Genomic DNA, 19,153 nt, shown 5'->3' with positions numbered 1-19,153 from the left:
CCTCTCCTCACGGGGTGGGAGAGGACCGGCGGGCGCGTCGGGCGCTGGGGGCCTCGGATCAGACCTGGCCGGCCTTCTCCAGGGCGGAGCAGCAGGTGTTGACCAGCAGGCGGGTCACCACGTACGGGTCGACGTTCGCGTTCGGACGACGGTCCTCGATGTAGCCCTTCTGCTCGACCTCGACCTGCCACGGGATGCGGACCGAGGCGCCGCGGTCGGACACGCCGTAGGAGTAGACGTTCCACGGGGCGGTCTCGTGCAGACCGGTCAGGCGGGACTCGATGCCGAAGCCGTACTGCTTGACGTGCTCCAGGACCTTCTCCTGCGAGGTGCCGAGCGACTCGCAGGCGGTGATGATGGCGTCGTAGCCCTCACGCATGGCCTTGGTGGAGAAGTTGGTGTGGGCGCCGGCGCCGTTCCAGTCGCCACGGACGGGCTTGGCGTCCAGGGTGGCGTCGATGCCGAACTCCTCGGCGGTGCGGTAGAGCAGGTAGCGGGCGACCCACAGGTGGTCGGAGACGGTCAGCGCGTCGACCGGGCCGATCTGGAACTCCCACTGGCCGGGCATGACCTCGGCGTTGATGCCGCAGATGGCCAGGCCGGCCTCGATGCAGCGGTCGAGGTGCAGCTCGACGATCTCGCGGCCGAAGACCTCCTCGGCGCCGATGCCGCAGTAGTAGCCGCCCTGCGGGGCCGGGAAGCCGCCCTCGGGGAAGCCGAGCGGGCGCGAGCCCTTGAAGAAGGTGTACTCCTGCTCGATGCCGAAGATCGACTCCTGAGCGGCGAACTGCTCGGCGATCGGGCGGAGCAGAGCACGGGTGTTGGAGACGTGCGGGGTGCCGTCGGTCTCGTTGACCTCGCACAGCACCAGGATGTTGTCACCGCCGCGGATCGGGTCCGGGAAGGACGCGACCGGCTCGAGCACACGGTCCGAGGCGTGACCCTCGGCCTGGTTGGTCGACGAGCCGTCGAAGCCCCAGGTCGGCAGCTTGTCCGCGTTGGCCAGGATCCGAGTCTTGGAACGGAGCTTGGCGGTCGGCTGCGTGCCGTCGATCCAGATGTACTCGGCCTTGATTGCCATTGCGGTGAACCTCACTGCTTGGGTGGTGGGTGCCCGCGTAGCGTCGCAAGCCGCCGTTTCCCGGTTGTTCCTCCTATGTAACGCCCATGTGAACCAACGGACCGCAGCGGCACGCTCACATACGGAGAGTGCCAGTCCCACACCGTGGGCGCGCCACCGGGCCCGGCGGGCCGGTGCCGCCCGCCACGACCGGTCAGTGGCGGCGGGCGTGGGCCCGGCGGCGGCGGGTCGTCCAGAGCGCGGCGACGCCGCCGACCAGCAGGGTCCCGCCGCCGGCCAGCAGCGGCAGGGTGCCGCTGCTGCCGGTCGAGGCGAGCGAGGCGTCCCGGTCCTCGGCGGGGACGGCGCGGCCCGCGGTGGTGGCGGGCGCAGCGCCGGTGACCGGTGCGGCGGACGTGGCGGGCGCCGGTACGGGCTTCTCGCAGCTGACCGAGGCGATGGTGATGCGCCCACTCACCCGGGCGACGTTCAGGTTCAGCGGGTTGACGTCGACGGTCGCCTCCAGGGCCGAGGCGGCGGCCGTCGCGGAGGTGGTGGTGCGGTGCGAGAACCGGATGTCCACCGTGCCGACGCCGGGCACCGCGACATGGCTGGGTCCGTCCAGCCCGGCGGTGACCGACTTCCCGAGCACCGTCACCTTCGCCGGGGCCACCACCTTGGCGGTGGGCGCCCCGTCGACCGGACAGGTCACCTCCGCGCTGAGCGCCTCCAGGCCGAGCAGGGTGGTCGCCGGCAGGCCGGGCGCGCGCAGGTCCGCGTCGACCAGCGTGACGGAGGCCGCGGCGCCGTGGTCGTCGGCGCTGGTGACGGACTTGCCGAGCTGGGCCTTGAGCAGCGTCAGCGGCCGGCCCTGGTCGACCCCGTCGACCGTGGCGGTCAGGACCGCGCTGTCCTGCCGGGCCGGGCTCTGCACCCGGTTGAGTGCGACGTCCACCGGCACGTGGACCTTGCTCAGCAGGCTGACGTCCAGGCTGAGCTCGGCGGTCACCGCGGTGGCGCGGCCGGGGCGGGCCGCCGGGTCGGCCGCGCGGGCGGCCGAGACCGGCAGCGTGACGGTGAGCGCCGACACGGCGAGGCCGGCGGCGACGGTGCGCAGCGCGGTGCGCGGAGCGGGAACGGCTGAGGACATGGCGGTACCCCCACGGGTGCGGACGGGACAGAGCGCGCTCCGGACTCACCCCGCGCGGGCTCACACCGCAGCGGCCAGGGGGAAGGGGCTTGTGCTCTCGACTGCCGCCAGTCTCTTCGAACGATCAGTCACATGAGTCACACAGAAAGCCATTTCACTCCTTCGAGTGAGAATGTCCCGCTGTGTCCCGCGGATTGCCCGCCGGTGCGCCGTTGGAGCCGGGAGCTCCGCTTTCTGTCGCAGTCCTGTGACGAACCAAGGCTCCTGATCAGGCCGTTCCTCTCATGTCCTCTGTCTACGCTCGGATCATGCCCTCGCCGAACTCACGCCCCGCCATACCCCGGCTCACCCGGGCCGTCGGGCTCACCGTCAAGCTGGTCGCCGTCAGCGCCGTCGCAGGTGTCCTCACCGCCGGGCTGGCCCTTCCCGCCGTCGGCAGTGTCGGGCTCGCCGCGAAAGGCGCGGTCTCGGACTTCGACAGCCTGCCGGACGACTTCACCGCGCCCCCGCTCTCCCAGGCCTCCACCGTCTACGACGCGGCCGGCACCGTGATCGCCACCGTCTACGAGCGGGACCGCACGGTGGTGCCGAGCGACCAGATCTCCCCGCTGGTGAAATCCGCCCTGGTGGCCATCGAGGACAACCGCTTCTACGAACACGGCGCGGTCGACCTCAAGGGCGTGCTGCGCGCGATCAACAAGAACGCGGTGAGCGGCGGGATATCCGAAGGGGCCTCCACCCTCACCCAGCAGTACGTCAAGAACGTCTTCGTCGACCAGGCCGGCGAGGACCCCAAGGCGGTGCAGGCCGCGCAGGCCCAGACCCTCGGCCGCAAGGTCAAGGAGATGAAGTACGCGATCAAACTGGAGGAGACCCTCACCAAGGACCAGATCCTCACCAACTACCTGAACATCACCTTCTTCGGCGAGCAGGCGTACGGCATCGAGGCCGCGTCCCAGCGGTACTTCAGCACCCACGCCAAGGACCTCACCCTCCCGCAGGCCGCGCTGCTGGCCGGCCTGGTGCAGTCGCCGTCCGGCTACGACCCCGTGATCAACCCCGGGGCGGCCAAGGAGCGCCGCGACACGGTGCTCGGCAAGATGGCCGAGTACGGCAGCGTCACCCGGGCCCAGGCGGACGAGGCCGTCGCCACCCCGGTCGCGCTCACCGTCAGCCGCCCCCGGCAGGGGTGCATCACCGCGCAGGACGGCGAGGGGTTCTTCTGCGACTACGTGCGCAAGCTGATCACCTCCGACCCGGCCTTCGGCGCCACCGCGGCCGAGCGGCAGGCCCTCTGGGCCCGCGGCGGCCTGCAGATCCGCACCACCCTCGACCCGGTGGCGCAGCGGGCGGTGCAGAAGGCGGTCACCGACCACGTGTACGCCACCGACAAGGCGGCGGGCGCGATGACCGTGGTCCAGCCCGGCACCGGCAAGATCCTCGCGATGGCCCAGAGCCGCCCGTACGGCCTCGGCGCCGACCAGACCCTGATCAACCTCAACGTCGGCAAGGCGATGGGCGGCGGGCTCGGGTTCCCCACCGGATCGACCTTCAAGCCGATCGTGGCCGCGGCCGCCCTGGACGGCGGCCTCACCCCGGCGCAGTCGTACCCGTCCCCGTACAGCATGCCGTGGCCGGCCATGAAGAACTGCGACGGCGGCCGCTACCCGCAGGGCGGCGAGGTGCACAACGACGAGAGCGACCTGTCCGGCCCGTTCACCATGGGCCCCGCGATGGCCAAGTCCGTGAACACCTACTTCGCCGCGCTGGAGGGCGAGATCGGCCTGTGCACCGTGGCGCAGATGGCCAACCGGCTGGGGATCACCCAGCAGGCCGGCGGCACGAAGCTGGACGCGGTGCCGTCGATGGCGCTCGGCAGCAACAGCCTGAGCCCGCTGGACATGGCGAGCGCCTACGCCGCGTTCGCCGCGCACGGCACCTACTGCAGGCCGGTCGCGATCGCCTCGGTGACCACGGCGGACGGCCGGGCGCTGAAGGTCCCCGCCGCCGGCTGCGGGCAGGCGATGTCGGCGCAGACCGCCGACGCCCTCACCACCATGCTCAAGGGCGTGGTGCAGGACGGCACCGGCACCAGGGCCGGCCTGGACGACCGTGACAGTGCCGGCAAGACCGGTACCACCAACGGCTCCAAGCAGGTCTGGTTCGTCGGCTACACCCCCGAACTGGCGGCCGCCACCGTGGTCGGCGACACCGACAACCAGGCCTCGCTGAACGGCCGGAGGATCGGCGGGAAGTCCGTCGGCTCGGCGTCCGGCGGCACCGTGGCCGGCCCGATCTGGCGCGACGCGGTCACCGGCGCCCTGCGCGGGACCACCCCGCGGCCGCTCGCCCAGGTCCCGCTGCCGTAGGGCCGTCCCGGCCCGGCCCGCAGGACCCGGTCCTGCGGGCCGGGCCGGCGGTTACGGCAGGCGCCAGTCGACGGGCTGCGCGCCCTGGCGGACCAGCAGGTCGTTGGCCCGGCTGAACGGGCGGGAGCCGAAGAAGCCCCGGTCGGCCGACATCGGGCTCGGGTGCGCGGACTCCACCGACGGCACCTGGCCCAGGACGGGGCGCAGGTTGCGGGCGTCACGCCCCCAGAGGATCGCCACCAGCGGGCCGCCGCGCGCCACCAGCGCCCGGATCGCCTGCTCGGTGACCTCCTCCCAGCCCTTGCCGCGGTGCGCGGCCGGGTTGCGCGGGGCGGTGGTCAGCGCCCGGTTGAGCAGCAGCACGCCCTGCTCGGCCCACGGGGTGAGGTCGCCGTTGGCGGGCGCGGGGTGGCCGAGGTCGCGTCCGTACTCCTGGAAGATGTTCACCAGGCTGGCGGGGATCGGCCGGACCTCCGGCGCCACCGAGAAGCTCAGGCCGACCGCGTGCCCCGGCGTCGGGTACGGGTCCTGACCGACGATCAGTACCCGCACCTGGTCGAACGGCTGCTGGAACGCCCGCAGCACGTTCGGCCCGGAGGGCAGATAGGTACGGCCGGCCGACAGCTCGGCGCGCAGGAAGTCGCCCATGGCGGCGACCCGCCCGGCCACCGGTTGCAGGGCCTCGGCCCAGCCGGGTTCGACGATCTCGTGGAGGGGACGCGGTGCCATACCGCCACCCTATCGGCCCAACGTCAGCCGACGATCCGCCCCCGGAGCACCACCAGGCGCGGATCGGCCAGCACCCGGATGTCCGCCCGCGGGTCCTCGGCGTAGACCACCAGGTCGGCCGGCGCCCCCTCGGTCAGCCCGTCCCGGCCCAGCCAGGCGCGGGCCCGCCAACTGGCCGCGTCCAGCGCCTCGGTGGCCGACAGCCCGGCCTTCACCAGCTCCGCCGCCTCCTCGGCCACCAGGCCGTGCGCCAGCGAGCCGCCCGCGTCGGTCCCCACGAAGATCGGGATGCCCGCGTCCCGGGCCGCGCCGACCGTGTCGTACCGGCGCGCGTGCAGCCGCCGCATGTGCGCCGACCAGGCCGGGAACCTGCTCTCGCCGCCCGCGGCCAGGCCCGGGAAGGTGGCGATGTTGACCAGCGTCGGGACGATCGCCACCTGGCGCTCGGCGAACTGCGGGATCAACTCCTCGGTCAGGCCGGTGGCGTGCTCGACGCAGTCGATCCCGGCCGCCAGCAGGTCGGGCAGCGACTCGGCCGCGAAGCAGTGCGCCGTCACCCGCGCGCCCTCGGCGTGCGCCGCGGCGATCGCCTCCTTCAGCGCGTCCCCGGGCCAGCAGGCCGCCAGGTCACCGCGGTCGCGGTCGATCCAGTCGCCGACCAGCTTCACCCAGCCGTCACCGCGCCGGGCCTCCCGGCGGACGTACGCGGTCAGGTCGCCGGGCTCGATCTCGTGCGCGTAGTTGCGGATGTAGCGGCGGGTGCGGGCGATGTGCCGGCCGGCCCGGATGATCCGGGGCAGGTCCTCGCGGTCGTCGATCCAGCGGGTGTCGGCGGCCGAACCGGCGTCCCGGATCAGCAGGGTGCCGGCGTCACGGTCGGTGAGCGCCTGCTTCTCGCTGGTCGCGGCGTCCACGGCGCCGTGCGCGTCCAGGCCGACGTGGCAGTGCGCGTCCACCAGGCCGGGCAGCACCCAGCCGGTCACCGTCCGGACGTCGGCCGCGTGCGCGGGCCGGTCGAAGGTCACCCGCCCGTCGACCACCCACAGCTCGTCCCGGACCTCCTCGGGGCCGACCAGCACCCGGCCCCCGATGTGCAGCACCACGCCGTCGCTCATGGGCCGCACTCTACCGAGGCCGCTCCGCCCGCCGGCAGACCGCGATGCGGCGGACTTGCCCCCGCATCCGTCCGGGTTCACACCACTACAGCAGGTGAGCGATGGTGCATGCCCCGGCGTCGCGCCCGACCTGCTCGCCGCCTGGCGCAGCCCGCCTCCGGCACCCGGAGGGTTATCGCGCGCACGGTCCGCTGTTCGCTCGCCGGACATCTGCTGGACGGGTCGCCATCACCGTGCTTCGGCAGGGTCGGGGTGCAGAAAAGTTGTCTGTACAACTGACGCACCGTGAGGAGTCGAGAGACGATGACCCTGTCCCCGTACTGGCTGCGCGACAACTGCCCGTGCACCGAGTGCCGTGACCCGCGCAACGGGCAGAAGCTGTTCCAGATCGGCGAGTTGCCCGACGGTCTGGCCGCCGTCGAGGAGGTCGAGCGGGACGGGCGGCTGGAGGTGCGCTGGTCCGACGGCCACCGCTCCGCGTACCCGCTCGGCTGGCTGGACGAGGCGGGTGAGGTCGACGGGCGCACCGAACAGGGCAAGCGGCTGTGGGCGGCGGCGGACTTCACCCGCGGCCTGCCGGAGGCGGACTGGACGGCGTACCTGGCCGATCCGGCCGAGCGGGCGGCGGTGCTGGGCGCCGTCCGGCACCTGGGCTTCGCGGTGCTGCGCGGGGTGCCGGGCGAGGACCGGCAGGTGCTGGAGGTGGCCCGCACCTTCGGGTACGTCCGGAGGACCAACTACGGGGAGCTGTTCGACGTCCGGATCGAGCCGGACCCCAACAACCTGGCCTTCACCAGCGCCGCCATCGCCCCGCACACCGACAACCCGTACCGCGACCCGGTGCCGACCCTCCAGCTGCTGCACTGCCTGCGCAACGACGCGACCGGCGGCGACTCCGGCCTGGTGGACGGCTTCCGCGCGGCCGACCTGCTGCGCACCGAGCACCCGGCGGACTTCGCGGTCCTCACCGCGACTCCCGTCCCGTTCGTCTTCCGGGACCGCCGCACCGAGCTGTCCGCGGAGCAGCCGCTGATCGGCACCGACCCGCGCGGGCGGATCCGCGAGGTCCGGTTCAACAACCGTTCGATCGGCACCCTGCGGCTGCCCGCCGCCGAGCTGGACGCCTTCTACGCCGCGTACCGCCGGTTCGCCGCGATCACCCTGCGCCCGGAGCTCCGGCTGACCTTCCGGCTCGGGCCCGGCGACTGCCTGATCTTCGACAACACCCGGCTGCTGCACGCCCGGACGGCCTTCGAGCAGGACGGCCACCGCCACCTGCAGGGCTGCTACGCCGACCTGGACTCGCTGGCGAGCACCCTGGCCGTGCTGCACCGGAGGTCGGCCGCGCTGGACACCCTTGAGCAGCTGTTCGAGGGCGAGGGCGCCGCCGAGTACCTGGGCGAGGAGGTGACCATGGCCCAGCACATGCTGCAGGCCGGCGCACTGGCCGAGGCGGCCGGCGCGCCGCCGCACCTGGTCGCGGCCGCACTGCTGCACGACGTCGGCCACTTCAACGGCTCGGGGCTGGAGTTGATGCAGGGCCGGGACAACCGGCACAGCCACACCGGCGCCGACTGGCTGGGCCGGTGGTTCGGCCCCGAGGTGACGGAGCCGGTCCGGCTGCACGTGGCCGCCAAGCGCTATCTCTGCGCGGTGGAGCCGGGGTACCGGGAGCGACTGTCGGAGGCCTCGGAGTACACCCTGCGGGTGCAGGGCGGGCCGATGGACGAGCGCGAGGCGGCCGGGTTCGCCGCGCTGCCGGGGGCCGCGGACGCGGTGGCCGTCCGCCGCTGGGACGAGCAGGCCAAGGACGCCGGCGCCCGGATCCCGGGCTTCGCGCACTTCCGGCCGCTGCTCGCCGCGCTGATGTGCTGAGGCGCTGAGGCGGCTCGCCGTCGGGCCGCGCACCGCCGCGGTGCGGGCCCGACGGTCCGCAGGCCTACTTCTTGCGGGCGACGGCGCCCCAGTAGTACGCGGCGGTCGGGTCCGCCGGCGGTTCGCCGTCGGGGCGCCAGGCCATCACCGGGGAGACGCCGGGCTCCAGCAGCTCCCAGCCGTCGAAGAACCGGGTGACCTCGTCCCGGGTGCGCGGCACCAGCGTCATCCCGCCCTGCTGCGCGGCGGCGGCGACGGTGGCCACGGTCTCGGGGTCGAAGTCCTGGGTGGGATGGGTCAGCGCGATGCAGCTGCCGGACGGGAGCGCGTCGCGCAGTTCGGCGACCTTGCCCCACGGGTCGTCCTCGTCGGCGATCAGCATCAGGACGGCGATCAGCAGCAGGCCCACCGGCCGGTCGAGGTCCAGGGTGGCGGTGAGCTCGGGGTCGGCCAGCAGCTCGGCGGGCTTGCGCAGGTCCGCGTGGAGGTAGGTGGTGCGGGCGCCCGCAGTGCTCACCATCAGCGCACGGGCGTGGGCCAGCACGATCGGATCGTTGTCGACGTAGACCACCCGGGTGCCGGGGCTGACGGCCTCGGCGATGTCGTGGGTGTTGGGGGAGGTCGGGATGCCGGTGCCGAGGTCGAGGAACTGGCGGATGCCGTGCTCCCGGGCCAGGTGGCGGACGGCCCGGCCCTGGAAGGCGCGGTTCTCCTTGGCCATCGCGCGGATGCTGGGGATGGCCTCCTCGAAGGCCTGGCCCATCGCGCGGTCGGGGGCGAAGTTGGTCTTGCCGCCGAGCCAGTAGTCGTAGACCCGCGCCGAGTGCGGCGCGCTGGTGTCGACTCCCAGGCGTTCCCATTCCCCCTGCTCGGCGGGGTCGGGCTCGGGCAGGGTCGAGATTTCCTGACGTGACGTCACAGCACCATCCCCTAAAGGCAGATCATCACACTGGCCGTCAGGGTAGCGCCCTGAGGGTCCCATCCTCCTGGGATGCGCACGGATACCCCGCACGACCGGCCGCCCGCGCACCCCCGTCCACCCGAAGGGCCGCCGGGCGCACCGGGCGCGGTCAGTCGTCGGCGCGGGTGTGGCGCGAGAGCGCCGAGGCCGCCAGGGAGTTGTGGACGCTGAAGGCCACCGTGCCGGGCAGGTAACGGTCCTGGGACCACTCGACCGGGGTTCCCGTGGGGTCGGTGGTGCGGCGGCGCTCCCGCAGCAGCGGGCTGCCCCGGCGGCAGCCGAGCAGCCGGGCGTCGTCGGCGTTGGCCGCGACCACGTCGATGGTGTGGTCGGCGTCGGTGAACAGGATGCCGTGCTCGCGCAGGGGCTCGGTGTGCGAGACCACGTCGGCGGGCAGTCTGGCGACCACCTCGCCGACCCGGGGCGGATAGACGGTGCGCTCGACCATCACCGGGGTACCGGACAGGGTGCGCAGCCGCAGGGTCACGTAGACCTCGGTGCCGGGTTCGAGCCGCAGGTGCTCGCGTTCGGCGGCGTCCGCGGGGCGGCGGATCAGGGACTCCAGCCGGCCGCCGGGCTCCTCCCCCATGGAGCGGGCCCAGTGGGTGAAGCTGAGGAGTTCGGAGAAGCTCTGCACCCGGGCGGTGCCGAGGACGACCCGGCGGGTGCCGCGACGCGAGGTGACCAGTCCGTCGGCCCTGAGCATCGCGAGGGCCTGCCGCACGGTGCCCCGGGACACCCCGTACTGCTCGGCGAGCGCGCCTTCGGCGGGGAGCCGGCCGGCCTCGCCGTAGCTGCCTGAGGTGATCGCTTCGCGCAGGTCGGCGGCCACCCGGCGGTAGAGCGAGCCGGCGGCGCGGTCCTGGTCGAGTGCCACGTCGGTCAAGGGTCCCTCCTGGGGTGGCGGCCCGGGCAGTGGTGTCGCGCGGGACGCCACCGACTGTAGCCGCTGCGGATGTCCGTGAACGGACGGGATTCGACCGTTCCGGCAGCCGACCCCTGTTCCGGGTCGGCCGTTCACCTTCCCGTCACCGGACTCGGGCGTACTTACCCCCGTCAGCACAAGTTGGCCAGCCAACTTGGCTCAGCGTCAGCTGACCCACCTTCGCGAACTCTCCCCGCCTGTTCACCTCATTCAGGAGAACCACCCGTGACCGTGTACCGCCCTCGTGCCGCCGCCCTCGCGGCCGTGCTGACCGCCGCCGCGCTCTCCCTCTCCGCCTGCGGCTCGGCGGGGACCTCCGCCAAGTCCGGTGACACCGCCGTCGGCGCGAAGAAGGAGGCCAAGGACGCCACCTCGGCCGCCGACTTCGGCGGGATGGACGCCCTGGTCGCCGCCGCCAAGAAGGAGGGCAAGCTGCACGTCATCACGCTGCCCAAGGACTGGGCGAACTACGGCAAGATCATGGACTCGTTCAAGGCCAAGTACGGCATCGAGATCGAGGACGAGAACCCGGACGGCTCCAGCCAGGACGAGATCAACGCGATCACCTCCCGCAAGGGCCAGGACCGCGCCCCCGACGTCGTCGACCTGGGCAGCGCCTTCGCCGTCTCGGCCGCCAAGGACGGCCTGCTCGCCCCCTACAAGGTGGCGAACTTCGACAAGGTCCCGGCCACCATGAAGGAGGCCACCGGCCTCACCGTCAACGACTACGGCGGCTACATCTCGATCGGCTGCGACGCCAAGGCCATCCCGGTCTGCCCGAAGACCTTCGCGGACCTGCTGAAGCCCGAGTACAAGGGCAAGGTCGCCCTGAACGGCAACCCGACCAAGTCCGGCTCGGCCTTCGGCGGCGTGTACGCGGCGGCCCTCGCCAACGGCGGCTCGCTGGACAACATCCAGCCCGGCATCGACTTCTTCGCCAAGCTCAAGCAGAGCGGCAACTTCGTGCCGGTCGAGTCCACCCCGGCCACCGTCGAGAAGGGTGAGACCCCGATCTCGATCGACTGGTCCTACCTGAACGCCGGCTACACCGACGAGTTCAAGGGCAAGGGCATCGACTGGCAGGTCGCCGTCCCGTCCGACGGCTCGTACGCCCAGTACTACAACCAGGGCATCAACAAGTGGGCCCCGCACCCGGCCGCCGCGCGGCTGTGGCAGGAGTACCTGTTCAGCGCCGAGGGCCAGAACCTCTTCCTCGGCGGCTACGCCACCCCGTCCCTCTTCGACGCCCTGAAGAAGGACGGCACCCTCGACGCCGCGGCCGCCGCCAAGCTGCCGACCGTCGAGAAGCCCTTCACCACCTTCCCGACCCAGGACCAGATCACGGCCGCGAAGAAGGTCGTGACCGAGAACTGGACCAAGGCGATCGCAGGCTGATCACAGACATGACCACGGCTCCCACCCCGGTGCCGACCCCGGCCGCCACTGACAACCTCAGTGGCGGCCCCGGGGCGTCCGGCACCGCAACCCCCGCCCCCTCCCGTTCGCACGCCAGGAAGCGCCGCGGCCCCCGCGGCGGCTCCTGGACGGCCACCCTCCCGCTGTTCGCGTTCTTCGCGATCGCCTTCGGCCTCCCGGCCGTCGCCATCGTGATCGGCGCCTTCACCCTCTCCAGTGACGCGGAGACCGGCGCCGGCGGCTTCACCACCGCCAACATCACCGACTCGGTCTCCGGTGCGTACTGGACCGCCCTGGTCAGCAGCGTCAAGCTGTCCGCGCTGACCGCGCTGATCGGCACCCTGGTCGGCCTGCCGATCGCCCAGGCCGTGGTCGGCTCCCGGTTCCGGATGCTGCGCGAGGCGGTACTGACCGCCTCCGGCGTGCTCGCCAACTTCGGCGGCCTGCCGCTCGCCTTCGCCTTCGTGGCGACCCTGGGCAACGCCGGCGAGCTGACCAAGCTGTTCCACCTGACCGACCACGGCTGGACGCTCTACAGCTTCACCGGCCTGACGGTGGCCTACCTGTACTTCCTGATCCCGCTGATGGTGCTCACCATCACCCCGGCCCTGGACGGCCTGCGGGTCCAGTGGCGCGAGGCGGCCCAGAACAACCGGGCCACCGGCCTGCAGTACTGGCGGTACGTCGCCCTGCCGATCCTGCTGCCCTCGCTGCTCGGCGGCTTCGTGCTGCTGTTCGGCAGCGCCTTCGCGGCGTACGCGACGGCCGCCGCGATGGTCGGCGCGACCGTGCCCCTGATCAGCCGCCAGATCGCCGACGCGCTCTCCGGCAACGTGCTGGTCGGCCAGGGCAACCTCGCGCTCGCCCTCAGCCTCGACATGATCATCGTCGCCGTCCTGGTGATGGCGATCTACCTGCCCCTCCAGCGCCGGAGCGCCCGATGGCTCAGCTGACCTCCCGCTCCCGGCTCGGCCGGATCCAGCCCGGCCGCGGCCTCGTGCTGCTGGTGGCGGCGCTGTACTTCCTGATCCCGATGGGCGCCTCCGTCTGGTTCTCCATCAGCGACAAGAACGGCATCGGCTTCCAGGCCTACACCGGCCTGCTCGGCGCCGAGGGCTTCACCGACAGCCTCTGGCTGACCCTGAAGCTGGCCCTGGCCACCGTGGTCCTGCTCCTGCTGCTGCTGGTGCCCGCGATGATCGCCGCCCGGCTGGGCTCGCCCCGGCTGCGCACGGTGCTCGAAGTGCTCTGCACCCTGCCGCTGGTGGTGCCCCCGGTGGCACTCACCGCCGGCATGATCGGCGTCCTGCGCTGGGGCCCGGACTACCTGATGGACACGCCGTTCTTCCAGACCTTCGTGTTCATCCAGCAGCCCGAGTTCCCGATCGTGCTGGTGCTCGCGTACGTGCTGATGGCGCTGCCGCTCGCCTACCGCGCCCTGGACGCCGGACTGCGCTCGGTGGACGTCCGCACCCTGGTCGAGGCCGCCCGCAACTGCGGTGCGAGCTGGCCGCGTTCGGTCTTCACGGTGATTCTGCCCAACCTGCGCGGCGCCCTGCTGAACGCCTCCTTCCTGACCCTCGCCCTGGTGCTCGGCGAGTTCACCGCCGCCTCGATCCTCGGCTACCAGCCGTTCCCGGTCTGGATCTACGCGGTCGGCAACAGCCAGGGCCAGATGTCCGTCGCGGTCTCGGTGCTCAGCCTCCTGATCACCTGGGTCCTGCTGCTCCTGCTGGCCGCGGCCGGCCGCGAGCGCCGCCACAAGCCCGCCCACTCCTGAACCACCAGCGGAGACATCCCCCATGACCACGGTTACCGCCCCCGTCGCCGGTGTGCCGCTCGCACCCGGCAGCGCGACCGTCGAATTCCGTTCGCTGCGCCGCTCGTTCGGCGCCACCACCGCGCTGGACGGGCTGGACCTGACCGTCCACCCCGGCGAGCTGCTCGCCCTGCTCGGCCCGTCCGGCTGCGGGAAGACCACCGCGCTGCGAATCCTGGCCGGCTTCGAGCAGCACGACTCGGGCCAGGTCCTGGTCGACGGCGAGGACATCACCAGGATCCCGGCGCACCGCCGTGACGCGGGCATGGTGTTCCAGTCGTACAGCCTCTTCCCGCACCTGACCGCCGCCGACAACGTCGCCTTCGGGCTGCGGATGCGGGGCGTCGGCAAGGCCGAGCGCCGCAAGCGCGCCAAGGAGCTGCTGGAGCTGGTCGGCCTGCCGCAGCACGCCGACCGCTACCCGCACCAGATGTCGGGCGGCCAGCAGCAGCGCATCGCGCTGGCCCGGGCACTGGCCCTGCAGCCCCGGGTGCTGCTGCTCGACGAGCCGCTCTCCGCCCTGGACGCCAAGGTCCGGCTCAACCTCCGCGAGGAGATCCGCCGCCTCCAGCAGGAACTCGGCATCACCACCCTGTTCGTGACCCACGACCAGGAGGAGGCACTGTCGATGGCCGACCGTGTCGCGGTGCTGCGCAGCGGCCGCCTGGAGCAGTGCGCCGCCCCGTCCGAGCTGTACGCCCGCCCGGCCACCGCGTTCGTCGCCGAGTTCGTCGGCACCATGAGCCGGATACCCGCCGTCCGGGCGGCCGACGGGGTCGAGGTGCTCGGCCGCCGCCACGCGGTGGACGGCACGATCCCCGCCGACGGTCCGCTGGACGTCCTGGTCCGGCCGGAGAACGTCACCCTGCGGCCCGCCGCGGGCGGCCACGCACAGGTGGTCGGGGCGTCGTTCCTGGGCGCCGTGACCCGGCTGACCGTCCGGCTGGCGGACGGGACCTCGGTCAAGGCCGACCTGGCGACCGAGCTCGCCGCGGCGCTGCCGATAGGCTCCCGTGCCGACCTCGCCCTGCCGGAGCGGCCGGTGCTGGTCGACCGCCGCGTCTCCTGAGCGGCCGCGTCGCCCGGACCACCGCTCCCCACCGATCTCCACCGAAGGTACCGCCATGCCTGCCAGCCCGATTCCGCGCCCCGCCGCCGTCCTGTTCGACATGGACGGCACCCTGGTCGACACCGAACACCTCTGGTGGCAGTCCGCCGCCGAGCTGGCCGAGGAACTCGACCTCACCCTCACCGACCGGGACCTGCCCGAGGTGCTCGGCCGGGCGGTCGAGCACACCGCCGCCCACCTGCACCGCGTGAGCGGTACCGGGCGTGCCGAGCAGGAGCTGGTCGAGCGGCTGAACGAGTCGTTCAGCCGCAAGGTCGCCGCCGAGGTGGTGCCCCGGCCCGGCGCGCTCGCCCTGCTGGCCGCACTTCAGGCGGCCGAGGTGCCCACCGCCCTGGTCTCGGCCTCCCCGCGCCGGGTGGTGGAGCTGGTGCTCGGCAGCATCGGCCGCCAGTGGTTCACCGTGACGCTGGCCGCCGAGGACACCGAGCGCACCAAGCCCGACCCGGCACCGTACCTGGCCGCAGCCGAGCGCCTCGGCCTCGACCCGGCCGCCTGCGTGGCCGTCGAGGACACCCCGACCGGCGTCGCCTCCGCGCACGCGGCCGGCTGCGCGGTGCTGGCGGTGCCCTCGACCGTACCGATCCCGGCCGCCGAGCGGATCACCCTGCTGGAGAGCCTGGAACTGGCCGACCTCGGCCTGCTGGCGGGGCTCACCGCGGCCCGAGCGGTCTGATGCCGTACCTGCTGCTCGCCCTGGCGATCGTGAGCGAGGTCTGTGCCACCAGCTGCCTCAAGCTGACCGAGGGCTTCACCCGGCTGTGGCCGAGCCTCGGGGTGGGTCTCGGCTACGCGCTGTCCTTCGTGCTGCTCGGCAGGGCGCTCAGGCACATCCCGGTCTCGGTCGCCTACGCGGTCTGGTCCGGTGCGGGGACGGCCGCGGTGGCCGGCATCGGCGTGGTCGCGTTCGGCGAGTCCCTGGTCCGGGCCCAGTGGTTGGGCGTCGCGCTGATCATCGTCGGGGTGGTGGTGCTCAACCTGCGCGGCGGCCACTGACGAGTCCGGCGGCCGGCCGGTAGGCCCGCCGCCGGTCGAGCACGATCCGGCCGATCAGGACGCCTGCGACGCGAGTTACCGCAACTCCCGACGGCCGGTCACACCCTGTTCATCCGAAGTCCGCTGCGTCTAGAGTGAATTGAGTCAGTTGTACAGCCAACTCGACTCAGCCGCACCGGACTTGGCGCGGCGGACAGGACCCCCGTGGCGACAGGATCCTCCCTCGTCCTCTCCACACCCCCCAGCCCCACCGAAGGCGACAAGCTCACCTTCCACTGGACCACCGACGCGCCCGACGCGAAGAACTGGGTGGGCGTCTACGACGGCACCCGGCAGCCCGGCACCGGCTCCTCGCTGCTGTGGAAGTACACCCCCGGCGGATCCGGCGACGTCCAGCTGGACACCTCCGCGCTGACCGGCGGCCCGTACACCGCGTACCTGCTGGCCAAGGACGGGTACGGGATCCTGGCGCAGACCGCGCCGTTCAGCTTCCGGCCCAAGCCGGTCGTCCCCCGCCCGCACGCCGCGGTGGACGCCCTGACGGCCACCCAGGTCGCACCCGGCGCGGCGGTGAGCGTCAAGCTGGGCGGCCTGTGGATGCGCTCCTCGGGCGCCCCCGTCTTCCGGAAGATCGCGGGCGACGCGTGGCTGTCCGTCGCCGCCGACGGCACGGTCACCGGCACCGCGCCCGCCACCGCCCCCGCCGACCCGTCCGTGCTCACCGTCGGGGTGAAGGACGCCGCGGGCAACACCGACACCGTCACCGTGCAGATCCCGGTCCGCGCCCCGGCCGGCCCGCTGCGGCTCAAGACGGCCGCGTGGAACCTCTGGGACGCCGGCACCCACGTCGACGACGGCCTGGAGAAGCAGCTCCGGGTGATCCTCACCCAGGGCCTCGACGTGGTGGCCCTCCAGGAGACCGCGGGCACCGCCGCCACCGCGCTCGCGGGCGCCCTCGGCTGGTACGCCCACCAGTCCACCGGCAGCGTCGGGATCGTCAGCCGCTACCCGCTCACCGCGGTCACCGGCACCACCGCCGCACTGCCCGCCGCCGGCGTCACCCTCCAGCTGCCGGGCAGCCGGAGCGTGCGCTTCTGGGCCGCGCACCTGAACGAGACCGACTACGGCCCGTACGCCGTGCAGGACGGCCGCACGGCGGCCGCGACGGTCGCGAGCGAGACCGCCTCCACCCGCGGCCGACAGGCCACCGCGCTGGCCGCCGCCGTGCAGGCCGACATCACCGCGGGCCGGGCCGTGGTGCTGGCCGCGGGCCTGGCCTCGCCGTCGCACCTGGACTGGACACCCGCCACCGCCGCCGCGCACGGCGGCGTCACCGCGCTCGCCTGGCCGGTCACCGTGGCGCTGCAGAACGCCGGCCTGACGGATGCCTACCGGCTCGCCCACCCGGACCCGGCCGCCTCCCCCGGAAACACCTGGTCGCCGACGCGCAAGGTGCGCGGTGCCAAGGCCGAGCCGCAGGACCGGATCGACCAGGTCCAGTTCGCCGGCCCGCTCGGCCTCCTGGAGGCGCACACCCTGGCCACCGGCTGGCCGCAGCCCGACCCGAGCACCGCCGCCAACGAGTGGCCCTCGGACACCGCCGCCGCCGTCGCCACCTTCACCCTCTGAGAGGCCGACCGATGACTCCCCAGCTCAGCCGCCGCACCTTCGTCTCGGCGACCGCCGCCGCCGGCGCGGCCGCCGTGGTCGGCCTGCCGGGCACCGCCCGGGCCGCCACCACCTCGGGCACCGTGGCCGATGTGAAGCACGTGGTGATCCTGATGCAGGAGAACCGCTCCTTCGACCACTACTTCGGCACCCTGAACGGCGTCCGCGGCTTCGGCGACAAGCAGGCCCTCCAGTTCCCCGACGGCGGCAACGTGTTCCGCCAGCCCGACGCCGGACGCAGCGACGGCGGCGTCATGCTCCCGTACCGGATGGACACCACCAAGTACAACGCCCAGAACGCGGCCGGCCTCGCCCACGACTGGGCCACCGGCCACCAGGCCGTCAACAACGGCGCCATGAACAAGTGGATAGCCGCCAAGGGCGAGCGCACCATGGGGTACTTCACCCGTGCCGACATCCCCTACCAGTACGCGCTGGCCGACGCGTTCACCCTCTGCGACGCGTACTTCTGTTCGCTGGCCGGCCCGACCGACCCCAACCGCCTCTACCTGTGGACCGGCACCTGCGGCCCGGGGCGGGACGGCACCACCGGCCCGTGGATCGACAACACCCCGGTCACCGACAACCCGGTCGCCGACTGGACCACCTACGCGGAGCGGCTCCAGTCCGCAGGCGTCAGCTGGCGGGTCTACCACAACCCGAGCAAGGACGACCGGACCGGCGACTACGACGACAACGCCCTGTCGTACTTCAAGCAGTTCCACAACTTCCCCGCCACGGACCCGCGGTACGTCAACGCGATGACCAAGTTCGACCCGGCCGCCTTCGACGCCCACTGCAAGGACGGCACCCTCCCCACCGTCTCCTGGCTGGTCGCCCCCTACCTCTTCTCGGAACACCCCAACGCCGGACCGGCCTACGGCGCCCACTGGGTCAACACCGCACTCCAATCCCTGATGTCCAACCCCGACGTCTGGAACCACACCGTCTTCCTCGTCATGTACGACGAGAACGACGGCTACTTCGACCACATGGTGCCGCCCACCCCCGAGCCCGGCACCCCCGAGGAGTACACCCAGGGCCGGGCGATCGGCCTCGGCAACCGGGTGCCGCTGTGGGTCGCGTCGCCCTGGTCGCGCGGCGGGTACGTCAACTCCCAGGTCTTCGACCACACTTCGGTGCTGCGCTTCCTGGAGGTGGTGACCGGCGTCCAGGAGCCGAACATCTCCGCCTGGCGCCGGGCCGTCTGCGGCGACCTGACCAGCTGCTTCGACTTCACCGCGCCCGACTACTCGCTCCCGGCGCTGCCCGACACGGTCGCCCTGATGGCCAAGGCCGACGCGAACGCGAGCCTGCCCGCCGTCAAGCTGCCCGCCGTCGGAGCCCAGGCGCTGCCGCCCCAGGAGCCCGGCGAGCGCCCGCACCGCCGGCTGCCGTACCGCCCGGGCGCCGGCGTCACCGTCGACCGGGCGACCGGCGCCGTGACCTGCACGCTGGCCAACTCCGGCTCGGTGGCCTTCCCGTACACCGTGTACCCGAACATCGTGTACGCCTTCGCGGGTACGCCGTTCACGGTGGCCCCGGGCGCCTCGAAGACGTACACCTGGGACGCCTCGGCGACCGACGGCCGGTACGACTTCACCGTGCACGGCCCCGACGGGTTCGTCCGCCGGTTCGCCGGGTCGGTCGTGCGGGCCGGCCAGGACGACATCGCGGTACCCGCCGTCACGGCGACCGTCCAGACCGGCAAGGTCTGCCTGCGGCTGTCCAACGGCGGCGGGACGGCGGTGTCCTTCACCGTCGCCCCGAACGACTTCGGCGGGCAGCCGAAGACCGTCTGGGTCGCCGCGAACTCCTCCGCCGTCGTCGACTGGCCGCTGAACCAGGGCCGCTACGACGTCACCGTCACGGCCGCCACCGGCACCCGCTTCACCCGCCGCTACGCGGGCACCGTGCACTGACCGCGGCGCCCGCAGGGCCCCC

General features: G+C 72.8%; 16 protein-coding genes. 10 read left to right on the top strand and 6 right to left on the bottom strand.

Going from position 1 to position 19,153, the window contains the following annotated elements:
- Positions 1–58 precede the first annotated feature (58 nt).
- Complete coding sequence (gene glnII / locus OG871_RS26620) at positions 59–1,081, bottom strand: glutamine synthetase (protein WP_371499976.1); 1,023 nt, start codon at positions 1,079–1,081, stop codon at positions 59–61.
- A 193-nt stretch (positions 1,082–1,274) separates the two neighbouring features.
- A complete protein-coding gene (locus OG871_RS26615) occupies positions 1,275–2,210 on the bottom strand; it encodes an SCO1860 family LAETG-anchored protein (RefSeq protein ID WP_371499974.1) in 936 nt (311 codons plus the stop codon).
- Positions 2,211–2,518: 308 nt separating this feature from the next.
- Here OG871_RS26615 and OG871_RS26610 point away from each other — a divergent pair, with 308 nt between their 5' ends.
- Positions 2,519–4,579, top strand: a complete 2,061-nt coding sequence (locus OG871_RS26610) for a transglycosylase domain-containing protein (protein WP_371499972.1) — start codon at positions 2,519–2,521, stop codon at positions 4,577–4,579.
- A 51-nt stretch (positions 4,580–4,630) separates the two neighbouring features.
- Here the strand turns inward: OG871_RS26610 and OG871_RS26605 are convergent, their stop codons facing one another.
- Both OG871_RS26605 and OG871_RS26600 read right to left on the bottom strand, forming a co-directional pair.
- On the bottom strand, positions 4,631–5,308 hold the full coding sequence (locus OG871_RS26605; RefSeq protein ID WP_371499970.1) for a uracil-DNA glycosylase: 678 nt from the start codon (positions 5,306–5,308) through the stop codon (positions 4,631–4,633).
- Positions 5,309–5,331: 23 nt separating this feature from the next.
- Positions 5,332–6,423 (bottom strand): amidohydrolase family protein, encoded by a 1,092-nt coding sequence (locus OG871_RS26600; protein ID WP_371499968.1) that lies wholly within the window; start codon positions 6,421–6,423, stop codon positions 5,332–5,334.
- Between the two features lie 303 nt (positions 6,424–6,726).
- On the opposite strand from OG871_RS26600, the gene OG871_RS26595 reads away from it, so the two are divergent.
- A complete protein-coding gene (locus OG871_RS26595; protein ID WP_371499966.1) occupies positions 6,727–8,298 on the top strand; it encodes a TauD/TfdA family dioxygenase in 1,572 nt (523 codons plus the stop codon).
- Positions 8,299–8,362: 64 nt separating this feature from the next.
- Here the strand turns inward: OG871_RS26595 and OG871_RS26590 are convergent, their stop codons facing one another.
- The gene (locus tag OG871_RS26590; protein ID WP_371499964.1) at positions 8,363–9,217 is read right to left on the bottom strand and encodes an SAM-dependent methyltransferase; all 855 of its coding nucleotides are present in this window, start codon (positions 9,215–9,217) and stop codon (positions 8,363–8,365) included.
- Positions 9,218–9,368: 151 nt separating this feature from the next.
- A complete protein-coding gene (locus OG871_RS26585) occupies positions 9,369–10,136 on the bottom strand; it encodes a GntR family transcriptional regulator (protein ID WP_371503437.1) in 768 nt (255 codons plus the stop codon).
- A 273-nt stretch (positions 10,137–10,409) separates the two neighbouring features.
- Between OG871_RS26585 and OG871_RS26580 the strand changes: the two genes are divergently transcribed.
- The 8 genes from OG871_RS26580 to OG871_RS26545 all read left to right on the top strand — a co-directional run bounded on the left by OG871_RS26580 (position 10,410) and on the right by OG871_RS26545 (position 19,131).
- Positions 10,410–11,579: an ABC transporter substrate-binding protein gene (locus OG871_RS26580; RefSeq protein WP_371499962.1), complete on the top strand. Its 1,170-nt coding sequence runs from the start codon at positions 10,410–10,412 to the stop codon at positions 11,577–11,579.
- Positions 11,580–11,587: 8 nt separating this feature from the next.
- The gene (locus OG871_RS26575; RefSeq protein WP_371499960.1) at positions 11,588–12,553 is read left to right on the top strand and encodes an ABC transporter permease; all 966 of its coding nucleotides are present in this window, start codon (positions 11,588–11,590) and stop codon (positions 12,551–12,553) included.
- Entirely contained in the window at positions 12,541–13,380 is an 840-nt protein-coding gene (locus OG871_RS26570; protein ID WP_371499958.1) for an ABC transporter permease, read from the top strand. The genes OG871_RS26575 and OG871_RS26570 overlap by 13 nt, the downstream gene beginning before the upstream one ends.
- 22 nt (positions 13,381–13,402) lie before the next feature.
- Entirely contained in the window at positions 13,403–14,488 is a 1,086-nt protein-coding gene (locus tag OG871_RS26565) for an ABC transporter ATP-binding protein (protein ID WP_371499956.1), read from the top strand.
- A gap of 55 nt (positions 14,489–14,543) precedes the next feature.
- Positions 14,544–15,221 (top strand): HAD family hydrolase, encoded by a 678-nt coding sequence (locus tag OG871_RS26560; protein ID WP_371499954.1) that lies wholly within the window; start codon positions 14,544–14,546, stop codon positions 15,219–15,221.
- On the top strand, positions 15,221–15,541 hold the full coding sequence (locus OG871_RS26555; RefSeq protein ID WP_371499952.1) for a multidrug efflux SMR transporter: 321 nt from the start codon (positions 15,221–15,223) through the stop codon (positions 15,539–15,541). The genes OG871_RS26560 and OG871_RS26555 overlap by 1 nt, the downstream gene beginning before the upstream one ends.
- Positions 15,542–15,745: 204 nt before the next feature.
- Positions 15,746–17,170 (top strand): hypothetical protein, encoded by a 1,425-nt coding sequence (locus tag OG871_RS26550; protein ID WP_371499950.1) that lies wholly within the window; start codon positions 15,746–15,748, stop codon positions 17,168–17,170.
- An 11-nt stretch (positions 17,171–17,181) separates the two neighbouring features.
- Positions 17,182–19,131, top strand: a complete 1,950-nt coding sequence (locus OG871_RS26545; protein WP_371499948.1) for a phosphocholine-specific phospholipase C — start codon at positions 17,182–17,184, stop codon at positions 19,129–19,131.
- The last annotated feature ends 22 nt before the right edge of the window (positions 19,132–19,153 follow it).

The sequence above is a fragment of the Kitasatospora sp. NBC_00374 genome (assembly GCF_041434935.1).
Classification (GTDB): Bacteria; Actinomycetota; Actinomycetes; order Streptomycetales; family Streptomycetaceae; genus Kitasatospora.
Note: the sequence above shows the minus strand (reverse complement) of the source record. Positions and strands in the feature narration are given on the sequence as shown.